This is a genomic window from Nocardia sp. NPDC050413 (assembly GCF_040655475.1).
In the GTDB taxonomy this organism is placed as follows: Bacteria; Actinomycetota; Actinomycetes; order Mycobacteriales; family Mycobacteriaceae; genus Nocardia; species Nocardia coubleae.
This window is the reverse complement of the sequence record NZ_JBFAJZ010000001.1, coordinates 850,097-866,715: the sequence shown is the minus strand read 5'-3', so window position 1 is coordinate 866,715 and position 16,619 is coordinate 850,097. Positions and strand designations below refer to the sequence as shown.

The window sequence follows — 16,619 nt, the reverse complement described above, 5'->3', positions numbered from 1 at the left end:
TCGCCGAACACCCTGGTCCACCCCCGGTAGATCCAGAATCCGCGCAGGGTTCGTGGGTCGTTCAGGCAGTGGTGGGCCGGACAGGTGAGGATGTTGTACTCGGATGGGTGAAGTTCGTCGGTCGCCGCGTGGTCGAGGCAATCGGAAGCCGGGCGCTCCCCTCTTCGCACAGCTGCTGACCGCCGCGGTGGACACCGCCGCCGACGCGATCGCCCTGTCCTTCTCCCCCACCGACGGTGCCCGCCGCGAGCTCACCTACACCGAACTCGACGAGTACTCCGCCCGGCTGGCGCGGGAACTGCTGGCCCGTGGCATCGGCCCGGGCGACGTGGTGGCGCTCGGTTTCACCCGCTCGATCGAATCGGTGACGGCGGTGTGGGCGGTCGCCAAAACCGGTGCCGCCTACGTCCCCGTCGATCCGTCGTTACCCGCCGAGCGCATCGCCTACCTGCTGACCGACTCCGGCGCAGTCCTCGGCCTCACCTGCGCGGCACACCGGCCGACCCTCGGTGAGGCGATCGCCTGGCTCGCGCTCGATTCCGACGCCGAACGGATCGCCGCCCATCCGGCGCATGCGATCTCGTATCTGGACCGGGTGCGCCCGCTGACCGACCAGCACCCCGCCTACGTCATCTACACCTCCGGTTCCACGGGCAGGCCCAAGGGTGTGGTCGTCACGCATACCGGTCTGGCCGGGCTGGTCGCGGCGGCTCGCGAACGATATGCGGTCGATGCCTCGGCACGTGTGCTGCACGTGTGTTCCCCGAATTTCGACGTATCCGTGCTGGAACTGCTGGTGGCGTTCAACTCCGGTGCCACACTCGTTGTCGCACCGCCACAGGTCTACGCGGGCCCGGAGCTGGCCCAGCTGATCGCCCGGGAACGGGTGACGCACATGCTCATCACCCCGGCGGCCCTTGAATCGGTGGACCCGCGCGGGCTCGACGAGTTGAGGGTCGTGGTGGTCGCCGGTGATGCCTTCGGACCGACACTGGTCCAGCGCTGGGCGCCGGGCCGCGCGTTCTTCAACGGGTACGGCCCCACCGAGGCGACCGTGCTGGCCACCGGCAGCGCCGCCTTGACGCCCGGCGAGCCGGTGACGATCGGGTCCGCCTTCCCCGCGATCGGTGCGGTGGTGCTGGACGCGCGGTTGCGCCCCGTCCCGGTCGGAGTGGCCGGTGAGCTGTATCTGTCGGGTCCGGCGCTGGCGCAGAATTACCGGGGCAGGCCGGGGCTCACGGCCGAGCGGTTCGTCGCGGCACCGTTCGCGGCGCCGGGTGCGCGGATGTATCGCACAGGTGACCTCGTGCGCCGCACAGAAACCGGCGACTTCGAGTACTTGGGTCGCTCGGATTTCCAGGTGAAGATCCGTGGTTTCCGGGTGGAGCTGGGCGAGATCGACGCGGCACTCACCGCGCACCCGGATGTCGACTACGCCGTCACCATCGGCGCGAAAGCCGATTCCGGGGCGACCGTGCTCGTCTCGTATGTGCTCGCCGAGCAGGGTGCCGCGATCGACCCCGAGGAATTGATCCGTTTCGTCGGGTCCTCCCTGCCGGGTCATATGGTGCCCACGCTGGTGGTGGCGCTCGACGAGATCCCGCTGACCCCGAACGGCAAACTGGACCGCAACGCCCTACCCGCACCGGTTTTCGCCGCCGCGACTTCCCGCGCACCCGAGGGGCCGGTGGAAACGGCGATCGCCGAACTGTTCGCCCAGATCCTCGGCGTGGAGCGGGTCGGTGCCGAGGATTCGTTCTTCGCCGCCGGTGGCGACAGCATCCTGTCGATCCAGCTCGTGACCCGCGCACGCCACGCGGGCATCTCGTTCACCCCGCAGCAGGTGTTCGAGCACCGCACCGTGGCCGGGTTGGCCCGCGTCGCCGCGCTCGGCGACGACGCCGCTCCGGCCCTTCCCGAATTGCCCGGTGGCGGGGTGGGTGAGGTCGCGCTGACACCGGTGCTCGCCGCCACCCTCGCCGACGGCCGCGTGTTCGGCAGATTCACCCAGCAAATGGTGCTCGCCCTCCCCGACGGCATCGATCGGCCGACGCTGGTCCGCATCCTGACCGCTGTCATCGATCATCACGACATCCTGCGCGCCGGGGTGCGCGGGAGCGACGAGCAGTGGGCGCTCGATGTGCTGCCGCCGGGCGGGGTCCCGGTGGACGACCTGCTGCAGCGTTTCGACGGCTCCGAGGACATCGCCGACGCGGCGATGGATTCCGTCCTCGCGTCACTGGATCCGCGCGATCACCGGATGATCGGTTTCGCATGGCTGACCCGCGACAACGGCCCCGACGGGCTGATCGTGGCCGCCAACCACCTCGTGATCGACGGCGTCTCGTGGCGAATCCTGCTGTCGGACCTGGTGACCGCGTGGGCGCAGCACGCGGCGGGTCAACCGATCGCGCTACCCGCGGTCGGTACGTCGTTCCGTCGATGGGCGCACGGATTGGTCGAGTCCGCACCACAGCGCCGCAACGAACTCGACCATTGGCAGCGGACCATGGGCGTTCCCGACCCGCTGTTGGGGAAACGTGGGCTGGACCCGGTTATCGATACCGCGTCGACCGTGCGCACGTTCAGCGTGGAGATCCCCGCCGACATCACCTGTGCCGTGCTCACCGACCTGCCCGCCCGCTACCGGGCAGGTGCCGAGGACGGCCTGCTCGCCGCGCTGGCCATGGCGGTGCGGAGCTGGCGGGCCCGTCGAGGGGTGAACGCGTCCACCACCCGGGTGCGCCTGGAAGGCCACGGGCGTGAGGAATCCGCCGTCGACGGCGCCGACCTGACGCGGACCGTCGGCTGGTTCACCAGCATGTACCCGGTGGCGCTCGACCTGGGCGAGGTCGACGCCGACGGCGCATGGCGACCGGGCGCGCAGACCGCGTCGGTGGTCAAGGCCGTCAAGGAGCAGTTGTGCGCGGTGCCACACCGCGGCATCGGTTTCGGCATCCTGCGCCACCTCGACCCGGCGACGGAGTTATCGGGTTCGCTGGGCCAGGTCGGGTTCAACTACCTCGGCCGCCTCTCCACCGGCGACGCCACCGACCACAGCTGGTTGCCGACCGCGGACTGGGGCGAACCGGCCGCCGACCAGGACCCACAGCTGCCCGCCGCCGCCGTTGTCGACATCAATGCGGTAGCGATCGGCACGGAAGACGGTGTGCTGCTTCGTGCTTCGTTCTCCTACGCGTCGCTGATCCTGGACGAGGCGGACGTGCGCGAGCTCGCCGACTCCTGGACCTCGGCGTTGACGGTGCTCGCCGAACATCTGGACCATCCGGCCGCCGGTGGCCTGTCGCCGGCCGATGTGCCGCTGGTCGACGTCACCCAGGCCGAGCTCGACGACTGGCAGCGCACCCGTCCCGGCCTCAGCGATGTGGTGCCGTTGGCACCCTTGCAGCTCGGGTTGCTGTTCCTGGCGCAGGTGTCACCGACCGACCCGTACCTGGTGCAATTGGCGGTCGAGATGACCGGTGCGGTCGACCTCGAGCGACTACGCCGGGCGGCGGGGGCGGTACTGGACCGGCACGGCATCCTGCGCACCGCCTTCACGACGACAACGGCCGGTACCCCGGTCGGTTTCGTGGTCGAGGACGTGACGGTGCCGTGGCGCGTCGTCGACACCGACCACACCGACCCGCACGCACTGCTCGCCGCCGAATCCCGCATCGGGTTCGACCTGACCGCCCCGCCCCTGCTCCGGTTCACCGTGTATCGCGGGCCGGCGAGCCTGCATCTGGTGGTGACCGCGCACCACCTGCTGATCGACGGCTGGTCCATGCCGTTGCTCATGCGCGAACTGCTCGTCTGCTACGCCGCCGACGGTGCGCCCACACTGCTTCCGCACGTGCGCCCCTACCGCGACTACCTCGCCTGGCTCGCCGACCAGGACCGCACCGCCGCCCTCGAGAGCTGGCGCGCCGCCCTGGACGGACACGAGCCGAGCCTGCTCACCGCCACCGTCCCACCCACCGACGCCGCACCCGGGCACGGGATGTCGGTCGTGGAGTTGTCGCGCGACGCCGCCCAGGAACTCGCCGGTTTCGCCGCCGCCAGCGAGGTCACCGTCAACACCGTGTTCCAGACCGCATGGGGACTGGTGCTGGCCGGGGCGCTGGGTCGTGACGATGTGCTGTTCGGCGCGGTGGTGTCGGGACGCCCACCACAGCTCGACGGTGTGGACAGCATGGTCGGCCTGTTCGCCAACACCATTCCGGTCCGGGTGCGAATCGGCGAGAACGCGTCGTTGCGGGAGTTGTTGTCGCGGGTGCAGTCCGAACAGATCGCGCTGCTGGGCGGTCACCATCTGGGGCTGACCGATATCCAGCGGGTCGCGGGCGCCGGGGAACTGTTCGACACACTCATGGCATACGAGTCGTACCCGGTGGATACCGAAGGGATGCGGCAGGCACACGGCTCGATCGACGGTCTCGAGATCGTCGACGTGCAGGCCGCCAACGCCACCCATTACCCCGTGGCGGTCGGCGTCGAGGTCGGTGCGGGGATCCGGGTCGGGTTGCAGTACCGGCTCGAGGTGATCGGCGCGGATATCGCCGAGGCACTGGCGAACCGGTTGCGCACAGTCCTCGACGCCATCGTGCACTCCCCCGAACGCACCGCCGGCGAGCTGCTGGGAACCCTTGCGCGCCGACGTGATCCGGTCTCGGACGTGATGTACTGGCGTGCGGTGCTCACCGACCTGCCATCGGAGTTGCCGCTGCCGACAGAGCGTCCCCGCCGGGTTTCGTCGGGCGGTAGCGAGTCGTCACCCGCCACACACGCGGTGGGGCAACCATTCGACCCGGCTTACCTTGTCGAATCGGCGGACCGCAGTGCCGGGCACCTCACGAAGCGACCCGGACGGGTGGACTTCGCTGTTCCCGCCGAGGTGTGCCGAGGGGTGCGCGACACCGCCCGCGCCTACGACACCACGGCGTTCAGCGTTGTGTATACGGCCTTCGCGACGCTACTGGCACGACTGTCGGGCACCGACGACATCGTCATCGCAGCCCCGTATTCTTCTGCTGCACACCGCGTACTGCGACTGCGCGTCCTCGGCGCCGCCGAGTTCGAGCGCCTGCTCACCGACGCGTCAATGGTCGTCGACGAAGCCATGGCGCGACCAGGGATGACTACCGATGAGATGGTGGCGCTGCACTCCGCCCACGCAGACCACTGCGCCACGCACCTCAGCGAATCCGAGTCGACGGAAAGCCACCACGCGGCGGCACCACACCCTCTGCTTCGCGTCATGCTCCGTCCGGCCACCACACGTCACAGTGACGAGACGGCCTTCGATCTGACGTTATCGGTCGACACCGACGTGATGGAAAACCACACCGAACCCGCCGAAATCTGCGCCGGATTCACCTACGACACAGCCCTGTTCGATCAGCAGACGATCGATTCCTTCGCCGAGCGCCTGGTTCGCCTCCTCGCGGTCGCCGTTGACAACCCGAAAACGCCCGTCGGGGACCTGCCGATTCTCAGCACCGCCGAACACACGGCACTGCTCACCCGCCCCAGCCTCGAGGCACCGACATCGCTTCTCCCCGACCTGGTGACCGCTGGCGTAGCTCTCGGACCGGACCGCGTCGCGATCCGCCACAACGGTCACTCGATCACCTACGGCGACCTGACCGAACACACCGCACGCTTGGCCCGAGAACTCATCGCCCACGGCGTCGGCCCGGAAACCCCTGTCGCCGTGGCACTTCCGCGCTCCTACGAAATGGTCGCCGCCGCCGTCGCGATCACCACGGCAGGCGGTGTGTTCGTGCCGATGGACCCGGCCAATCCCGCCCAGCGCCTGCACCACCTCGTCACCGATTCGGGCGCCAAGATCGGCATCACCGTCGGCGCCCACCTCGAGCATCTGCCCACCGACATCACCTGGTTGGTCCTCGACGACCCCGCTTTCGCCGAGTCCTGCGCCGTCCGGTCGAGTGCCCCGATCACCGACCGCGACCGCCGCACCCCGCTGCGCGCCGACCACCCGGCCTACATCATCTACACCTCCGGTTCCACGGGCCTGCCCAAGGGCGTCACAGTGACGCATGCCGGCCTGGGTCCGCTGGTCGCCGAGGCGGTCGAGCGTTACCGCCTCGAGCCGAATCACCGCTTCCTGCATATCTGTTCACCCTGGTTCGACCCGTCGGTGCTCGAGTGGCTGTGTGCCTTCTCGACCGGCGCGACGTTGGTGATCGTGGGGTCCGACATCGTGGGTGGGGTCGAACTGGCCGACCTGCTCGCGGCCGAGGCGGTGACGCACGCGATCATCACCCCGGCCGTACTCGGCACCCTCGACCCGGCCGGTCTGGACGCCCTCGTGTCCCTGTCTGTCGGTGGTGACGTGACCACACCTGAACTGCTGTCGAAATGGCAGGGCCCGCACCGCCGTTACCTCAACGGGTACGGACCCACCGAGACGACCATCATCTCCACCTACGCCGAAATGACTGCGGGACAACCGATCACGATCGGCACCCCGGTGCGCGGCACACATGCCGTGATCCTCGACGCACGGCTGAACCCGGTCGCACCGGGTGTCACGGGTGAGCTGTATCTGGCGGGGCCTGCCCTGGCTCGCGGATACCGCAACCAGCCCGTCACCACCTCGGCCCGTTTCGTCGCCGACCCGTGGGGTGCCCCCGGCAGCCGCATGTACCGGACCGGTGACCTGGTTCGTCTGCGCACGACCGGCGATCTCGAGTACGTGGGCCGCGCCGATACCCAGCTGAAGGTGCGTGGTTTCCGCATCGAACCGGGCGAGATCGATGCCGTGCTGACCGGGCACACCGACGTCGAGTGCGCCGTCACCGTCGGCAGATGCACGCCCGCCGGATCGACCACCTTGGTGTCGTATGTGCTTGCGGCACAAGGTGCCACGCCCGACCCGACGAACCTGATCGACTACGCGGCAGGCCGTCTGCCCGCCCATGCGGTGCCGTCGGCGATCGTGGTCCTGGATGCCTGGCCCTTGACTTCGAACGGCAAACTCGACCGCAAAGCCCTGCCCGACCCGATGACCGTCGCCGAGACGACCACCGCGCCGAGGGGTGCGATGCAAACCCGTCTTGCCGACCTGTTCGCCCGCGTGCTGGGGGTGTCGTCGGTGGGGGCGGACGAGTCGTTCTTCGCGATCGGTGGCGACAGCATCCTGTCGATCCAGCTGGTGTCGCTGGCCCGCACCGCGGGCATCACCTTCTCCACCCGAGACGTTTTCGAGCACCGCACCGTCGCCGCCCTGGCCCGGGTCGCGACCACCGACGGCCCGGCCACGATCACCCTGGCCGAACTCCCCGGCGGCGGTGTCGGCGAAATACCGCTGACACCCGTGCTCACCGAATTCCTGGCCACCGGATCCAGTGACCGCTTCGCCCAGACGATGGTGCTGGCCCTGCCCGACGGCATCGACCGTGCCGGTTTGGTCGCCACCATCGCCGCCGTCGTGGCGCGCCATGACATGTTGCGTGCCAGGCTGCGTGATCTCGACGGCGGCTGGCAGCTCGAGGTGCTGGAACCACACGCGGTGCCGGTCGACGACCTGATCGGCGAGATCGAAGCGGGCGACGACCTCACCGGCATCGGTACCCGGGCGATGAATGCCGCGCTGACAACGCTGGATCCGGCGGCGGCCCGCATGATCGCGTTCACCTGGGTTCGGGGCAACGGCGGCGGTGACGTGCTCGCGGTCGCCGCGCACCACTACGTCATCGACGGCGTCTCGTGGCGCATCCTGCTGCCCGACCTGATCCTGGCCTGGGCGCAACACAGTGCCGGGCAGCCGATCGCGCTGCCGCCGGTCGGCACCTCGTTCCGGCGCTGGGCACACGCACTGACCACCGTCGACCGCACCGCCGAACTGCCCTACTGGCAGCGAGCTCTCGCGACCGCCGACCCGCTGCTCGGTGCCCGTGCCCTCGATCGCACGGTCGACACCGAGGCGACCACGCGCTCGATCACCGTGCAGATCCCGCCCGAGGTGACCGACCCCCTGCTCACGACACTGCCCGCCCTGTACCGGGCCGGCGCCGACCACGGGCTGCTCACCGCACTCGCCCTCGCGGTGCGGGTGTGGCGCGCCCGTCGCGGGATCGACGCGCCCGCGTTGCGGCTGCGGCTCGAGGGCCACGGCAGACAGGAAGACGTCGTCCCCGGCGCCGACCTCACCCGCACGGTCGGCTGGTTCACCACCGTCTACCCGGTCGTGCTCGACCTGACGGAGCTGCGACCGGCGAGTTTCGACGACGAAGCGCTCGCCGCGACGATGCGCACGATCAAGGAACAACTGCTCGCCGTGCCCGACAACGGCATCGGTTTCGGGCTGCTGCGCAGCGCCGGGCACCTCGCGGCCGAATCGGTGGCCCAGATCGGGTTCAACTACCTCGGTCGCGCGGTGACCACCGGCCCCGCCGACGGCGACTGGCTGCCCACCGACGACCTCGGTGACATCGACGTCGACCACGACCCCACCCTGCCCGCGAACGCTGTCCTCGACATCAACACCATCGCGGTCGCCACCGAAACCGGGCTGCGACTGCAAGCCGACTTCCGCTACGCCACCGGCATTCTCGACGAATCCGAGGTTCGGGAGCTGGCCGACATCTGGTCGGACTGGCTGACCGCACTCGCCGATCACACCCACTACCCGCAGGCGGGTGGACCGACACCGTCCGACGTGCCGCTGGTCCGGGTGTCGCAAAAAGAACTCGACACCTGGCGGCGCGACCACCCCGGGCTGTCGGACGTGCTGCCGCTCTCACCGCTGCAGCATTCGCTGCTCGCGCTGGGCGACATGCTCGAGGAATCGGTGCACGCCTACGTTATCCATCTCATGGTCGATCTCACCGGCGAGCTCGACGTCGACCGGTTGCGTCGCGCCGCGGCCGCTGTCCTCGCCCGGCACGCGAACCTGCGCTCGGCATTCGTCACCACTCCCGACGGCACACCCGTGCAGGTCATCGCCGACAACGTCGAAGCACCGGTGCGGGTGGTCGACACGACCGAGGCCGAGCTGGCCGGTATGCTCGCCACCGACCAGGCGACCGGATTCGACCCCGCGGTCGCGCCGCTGCTGCGATTCACGGTGTACCGCACCGGTTCCGGACGCAACCGCCTCGTGCTGACCGGGCACCACATCCTGCTCGACGGCTGGTCCATGCCGTTGCTGATGAAAGAACTGCTCGTCCTCTACACCACCGGTGGAGACTCGAGCGTCCTGCCCGAGGTGCGTCCCTACCGCGACTACCTCGACTGGCTCAGCCGCCAGGACAGGACCGTCGCCGAGCAGGCGTGGTCGGAGCTGCTTCACGAGGTCGAACCGACCATGCTCGCCCCCGAACTGACCTGGCCGCGTCCCACCGGAACCGGTTACGGGCTGTGCGAATTCGCCCTCGACGCCACCGCCACCGCCGCACTCACCACCTTCGCCGCATCGGTCGAGGTCACCGCCAATACGGTGTTCCAGACCGCGTGGGCGTTGGTCGTCGCCGCGAGTACCGGTCGCGACGACGTCGTGTTCGGCGCCACCGTGTCCGGGCGCCCACCGCAGCTCGACGGTGTCGGCGACATGATCGGCCTGTTCGTAGACGCCGTCCCGGTGCGCGTGCGCATCGACGGTGAGGTCGGCGAGGTGATCCGCGCGGTGCAGGTCGAGCAGGCCGCCCTGCTCGACCACCATCACCTCGGGCTGGGTGCCATCCAGCGGGTCGCCGGTCGTGGCGAATTGTTCGACACCATGCTGGCGTTCGAGTCCTACCCCGTCGATGTCGAGGGTCTGCAGCAGGCCGGTGGCGCGCTCGACGGTCTGCGCATCGACGACCTGCAAGGCGCCGACCACACCCACTACCCGATCACCGTCCTGGTCTTTCTCGGCGCCCGCACCCAGGTACAGGTCAAATACCGGCGTGACCTCGTGTCGGACGAGGTGGCGCGCGCCGTCACCGACCGGCTGCGCACCGCACTGTCCGCACTGACCGCCACGAACGAATCCACGCCACATCGACAGCCGGCCACGGCGCGCGCCATCGACATCGTGACCGAGCTCGGCGCGCAACCGTCCGACCCCATCACCGTTTCCCGCTTCTGGCGAACCACCCTGGCCGACCTACCCGGTCGCCTCACGCTGCCCACCGAAGCGCTGATCGACGTCGACACTCTCGACCCGGCCGACATCGCTGATGTGGCCGCATCAATCCGGCCCATGGACAACCGCCGCGGGACCGGCCGGCGCTCGAGCGGTGCCGGGCGGCCGAGCGAGACCCACCGTCATACGTCCGGTGGCCACGCGGTCGGTGCCCGCGACGAAGATCATCTGCCATCGGCTTTCCCGGTCCCGGCGACAACGCACCGGGAGCTGCGCCGGCTCGCCGACAGTGCGGGCGTCCGTTGGTCGAGTGCGATCAGCGCGGCCGTATCGATCCTGATCGCACGACTCACCGGCTCCGACGACATCGTGCTCCGCGCCGCGGATCACCTGCTGCGCACCCACATCGACCCCACCGAACCGTTCCGCACACTGCTCGATCGCGTGCACCGGGCAGCGGACCGAGCGCTCGCCCACGCCGGAATCCCGATCGACGACCTCGCCCACCTACTCGGCGCCGAACACGGCTCGCTGGGGCAGATCAGCCTCCAACTGCGCGACGCCGCGCACCCGGAAGATGATCCGGCCCGCTCGTCCGACACGGCAGCTGACCTCACGGTGGTGGTGACCGAGTCGTCCACCGCGATGTCGGTCGGCGTCGCGGGACTCGACGCGTCGACGGCAGCGGTGTTCGCGCGCCGCCTGATCGAACTGCTCACCGACATCGCCCGCCGTCCGGACCACCCGGTGGGTGACTTGTCGGCACAGGTGCGGGGCGAGGATCAGCTCCTCGCACGCATCGGCACCGGAGCACGCCACCGCTCCGCGCGCACCCTCGCCCAGCTCCTCGTGCGCGGCACCGGTTTCGGGCAACACCGAATCGCCGTGCGCGACAACGGAACCGACTACACCTACGGCACCATCGACGCCGATTCCTCCCGGTTGGCGCGGGTCCTGATCAGCGAGGGCGTCGGCCCCGAAACCGTCGTCGCCTGCGCGATGCCCCGCTCCTACGAGGCGATCCTCGCGCTGTGGGCGGTCGCGAAGGCGGGTGGGGTGTATCTACCCGTCGACCCGAACTACCCCGCCGACCGCATCCGGCACATGCTCGCCGACTCCGGCGCCGAGGTGGGGATCACCGTCACCGCCCACGCCCGTGTACTTGCGGAATCGGTGCGGGCCTTGGTCATCGACGACCCGGCCGTGCGCGCCCGGATGGCGGCGTGCGCGTCGACCCCCGTGCGTGACCGGCACCGCCGCAGGCCCCTGCGCCGCGACAACACCGCCTACCTGATCTACACCTCCGGCTCCACCGGCACCCCGAAGGGTGTGTGCGTCACCCACACCGGGCTGTCCGCCCTGGTCGCACACTCGGCGAACTCGATGCGTTTACGCCACGACGACCGCATGCTGCACGTGTGCTCACCCAGCTTCGACCAGTCGATCGAGGAGATCACCACCGCCTTCCACCGGGGCGCCACCCTCGTCATCGCACCACCGGACACCTTCGGCGGCACTGAACTCGACGAGCTGCTACGCACCGAACGCGTCACCCACACGATCATCACCCCGGCACTGCTGAGCACCCTCGCCCCCGCCGGGCTGCCCGACCTGCGTTGTGTTTCGGCCGGTGGTGAAGCCGTAGCACCAGAACTGTTGTCCGCGTGGGCATCCGGTCGCACCTTCCTCAACGGATACGGCCCGACCGAGGCCACCATCGGTGCCACCTACACCGTCCTGCGCGCCGGTGAGCGCATCACCATCGGCACCCCCGTACCCGGCATGCGGGCACTCGTCCTCGACGCCCGGTTGCGGCCGGTGCCCGTCGGCGTCACCGGTGAGCTGTACCTGACCGGGCCCGGCCTGGCGCGTGGTTACGGCGGTCGCGGCGCGACCACCGCCGAACGTTTCGTGGCCTGCCCGTGGAGCGAGACCGGTGCGCGCATGTACCGCACCGGTGACCTGGTGCGCTGGGTGCACAAGGACCGCTACGAGCTGGAATACCTGGGCCGCGGCGACTTCCAGATCAAGATCCGCGGTTTCCGCATCGAACCCGGCGAGGTCGATGCCGTGCTGGTGCGCCACCCCCAGGTGAGTTTCGCGCTCACTCTCGGCACCGAGAACCCGGCCGGCGAGACGGTGCTGGTGTCGTACGTGACCGGTCGCGCCCCCGATGCCGGTGCCCTGACCCGATGGGCGGCGACGCTGTTGCCCGCGCACATGGTGCCCGCGGCGGTCGTCGTGCTCGATCGTGTCCCGGTGTCGGCCACCGGCAAGATCGACCGGACAGCGCTGCCCGCACCCGAATTCGTCAGCCGCCGCTACCGTGAGCCGTCCACCGGGCCCGAGCGCACGGTCGCCGCGATCTTCGCCGAGGTCCTCGGCGTCGAACGGGTCGGTGCCGACGACAACTTCTTCGACCTCGGTGGCAACTCCCTGCTCGCCACCCGGCTGGCGGCACGCCTGAGCGCCGCGATCGGTACCCGGGTGCCGGTGCGGTCACTGTTCGCCGCACCGACTGTCGCCGGATGCGCCGCCGCGATCAGCGTCTCAGCGCGGGCACAGACCCGGCCCGCGCTGTGCGCCCAGCCACGGCCGGAGCGCATTCCGCTCTCACCCGCCCAGCAGCGCATGTGGTTCTTGAACCGGTTCGACACCGGGACCGCCGCGTACACCATTCCCGTCGTCTTGCGCCTGACCGGTGCGCTCGACACCGCCGCGCTGGTTGCCGCGTTCACCGATGTCGTCGCCCGCCACGAGATCCTGCGCACGGTGTACCCGATGCTCGATCAGGCACCGGCGCAGGTCGTGCTGCCCGCCGACCATCCCGACGTGCCACGGCTGGTGCTCGCACCCGCCCCGGCGGACCCGAATACCACTGTCGCGGAACTGGTTTCGGCGCCGTTCGACGTGACCACCGAGGTCCCGTTGCGCGCCGCCCTGTTCGAAACCGGCGACGAACACATCCTGGCCGTCGCCGTGCACCACATCGCCGGTGACGGCTTCTCCGGTGGCCCGCTCACCCGCGACCTGGTCCTGGCCTACGGTGCCCGCGTCGACGGTCACGCCCCCACCTGGACGCCACTGCCCGTGCAGTACGCCGACTACGCCATCTGGCAGCAGAACCTGCTCGGCGACGAAACCGACCCCACCTCCACCGCCGCCACCCAACTCGCCTACTGGCAGCGCGAGCTGGCGGATCTGCCCGACCAGCTCGAGCTGCCCCGCGACCGCCCACGCCCCGCGGTCCAGACGTATGCCGGTGGCCGGGTGCCGTTCACCCTCGACGCCGCCACCCACACCGCCCTGACCGAACTGTCACGCACCCACGGCGCGACCCTGTTCATGGCCGTGCACACCGCCTTCGCCGTGGTGCTGTCGCGCCTGTCGGGCAGCACCGACATCGCCATCGGCACACCCGTCGCCGGTCGTGGCGACGCCGTGCTCGACGACCTCATCGGCATGTTCGTCAACACCCTCGTCTTCCGCACCCGCGTCGACCACCGCGCGAGCTTCACCGACCTGCTCACTCGGCAGCGCGACACCGACCTGCAGGCCTTCGCCCACGCCGACATCCCCTTCGAACGGCTCGTCGAGGTCCTCAACCCCGCCCGATCCACCGCGCGGCATCCGCTGTTCCAGGTCGGGTTGTCGTTCCAGAACCTCGGACAGGTCCGGATGGATCTGCCCGGTGTCGGCGTCAGCTCGGTGGAGCTGGATCGTGAACTGTCCCAGTTCGATCTGCATCTGATCGTCGCCGACCGCTACAGCGGTGGCGGTGCCCCGGCCGGTATCGGCGGGTACTGCACCTATGCCACCGACCTGTTCGACGCGGCCACCGTCGCGGGATTCCTCGACCGGCTGACCCGGCTGCTCTCGGCGGTACTGACCGACCCGAACCGGCCCCTGCACACCGTCGACCTGCTCGACCCCGCCGAACGCACCCGTGTCCTGCATGCCTGGAATCGCACTGTGCGGCACAGTGATCCGACCGCCACCCTGGCCTCGCTGCGTGCGGCCACCGTCCGATCCACCCCGGACGCGGTCGCCCTGATCGCCGACGGTGCGCGCTGGACCTTCGCCGAACTCGACGCCCGGGTCAACCGGTTGGCCCGCCACCTGGTCGCTGCCGGCGTCGGGCCGGAAACACGGGTCGCGCTCGCGATACGACGCTCGGTGGACCTGGTCGTCGCGATGTACGCGGTCACGGCCGCCGGTGGTGCGTACGTGCCCGTCGACCCCGACCAACCGCAGGCACGCACCCGCTACATCCTCGACACCGCGGCCCCGCTGCTGACCCTCACCCACGCCGACACCTGGCTCGCCGCGACCGGTTCGCACGCTGCCGTGCCGGTCGAGCAGCTGGATCTGGGCGGCTACTCGCCGCAACCACTCGTCGACGCCGAACGGGTAGCCCCCGTCCGGGCGGGCGACACCGCCTACGTGATCTTCACGTCGGGATCAACCGGCCGACCCAAGGGGGTTGCGGTGCCGCACGCCGCGATCGTCAACCAGTTGCGCTGGAAGACCACCGAATTCGGTCTCGGCGCCGACGATGCCGTGTTGCTGAAGACCGCCGCCACCTTCGATCTGTCGGTGTGGGAGTTCTGGTCCACCGCGGTAAGTGGTGGGCGCATCGTGCTCGCGTCCGCGGGTGGACACCGCGACCCCGCCTACCTGGCGGAGCTGATGCGCACCGAGAACGTCACCACCCTGCACGCCGTGCCCTCGATGCTCGATGCCCTGCTCACCGAGGAACTGCCCACCTCGCTGCGCCGCGTCCTCGCCATCGGTGAGGCACTGCCGGTGTCGCTGGCGCGCCGCATCCAGACCGCGGCGCCACAGGCAGCGCTGTTCAACGTGTACGGACCCACCGAGGCCGCCGTGTCGATCACCAGTCACCGGGTGACACCGCGCGACACCGTCATCGTGCCGATCGGCCGGCCCGTCCACAACAGCCGGGTCTATGTTCTCGACGCACACCTGAATCCCGTTCCCGCCGGAGTCACCGGCGAGTTGTACCTGGGCGGAACACAATTGGCCACCGGGTACCTGGCCCGCCCCGATCTCACCGCCGAACGGTTCGTCGCCGACCCCTTCACCCCCGGCGAACGCATGTACCGCACCGGCGACCTCGCGGCCTGGACCGCCGACGGCGAACTCGACTACCGAGGCCGCACCGACTTCCAGACCAAGATCCGTGGCTTCCGCATCGAGCTCACCGAGATCGACTCGGTCCTCACCGAACATCCCGACGTGGCATCCGCCGCCACCCTCGGCCGCGCCAATCAGACCGGCGAAACCGTGCTGGTGTCCTATGTCGTTGCCACACAAGGCAGGACGGTCACCGTCGAACGGCTCACCGAGTGGGCCGCCCACCAGCTGCCCGCCCACATGATGCCCGCGTCGATCGTGGTCCTGGACCGGATTCCGCTCACCGCACACGGCAAACTCGACCGCGACGCCCTGCCCGCACCGACGCTCACCACCCGCACCTACCGTGCTCCGTCCGGTGCGGTGGAGCAGGCGGTGTGCGCGGTCTTCGCCGATGTACTCCGCCTGGACCGGGTCGGCATGGACGACCACTTCTTCGAACTCGGCGGCACCTCACTGCTCGCCACCCGCTTGGCCGCCCAGCTCGGCGACGCGCTCGCCGCGACCGTCCCCGTCACCTGGATCTTCACCGCCCCCACCCCCGCCGGGATCCTCACCGCGCTACGGGCCGCCGGTACGGACTCCACCGGCCCCGACACCGCCTTCGACATCCTGCTCCCGTTGCGCACCACCGGCACCGGCGAACCCCTGTTCTGTGTGCACCCCGTCAGCGGCCTGGCCTGGTCGTTCAGTGGTCTCACCGCACACCTGGACCGCCCCGTCTACGGTCTGCAATCACCGGCGCTGAGCTCCACCGAGCCGCTGCCGGATTCGATCGAACAATGGGCACTGCTCTACCTCAAGCACCTGCGCGCCGTGCAACCCGAGGGGCCCTACCACCTGCTCGGCTGGTCGCTGGGTGGCGTGATCGCCCACGCCATGGCGGTGCAACTGCAGGAAGACGGGGAACAGGTCGCGCTGCTCGGCATGCTCGACAGCCGCCTCACCAGCTCCTCACCCGCGACGGCCACCGAAGCCACCGCCGCCGACCTCCTCGGCGGGTTCGCCGGCGAAGGCGACGAAACCGACGCACAGACCCTGGCTCGCCGACTGTGCGCGTTGTCGGCACCCGACGTGCCCATCGACGAAGCACGCATCGACAGGATCATCGACGGTGCGACCACCTCCCTCGCACTCGACGCCGCCTACCGGCCCCGACCCTTCCACGGTCCCCTCACCTACTTCACCGCCACCGACGACCCGACCGGTTCCACCGGTGCGACATCGTGGGCGGACGCGGTCACCGCAACAGTGCACAACCACCCGATCGCAGCCACCCACTGGCGGATGACCGAACCCGCCGCCCTCGCCGAGATCGCCCGGATCCTGCGCGGTCTCGGCGGCTGATGTTGCTTGACCTGGGCCGGCG

General features: G+C 69.7%; 1 protein-coding gene. It reads left to right on the top strand.

Features of this window, described 5'->3' with window-relative positions; translation table 11 throughout:
• Positions 1–103 precede the first annotated feature (103 nt).
• Entirely contained in the window at positions 104–16,597 is a 16,494-nt protein-coding gene (locus tag AB0I19_RS04150) for an amino acid adenylation domain-containing protein (protein ID WP_357144167.1), read from the top strand.
• Positions 16,598–16,619 lie beyond the last annotated feature (22 nt).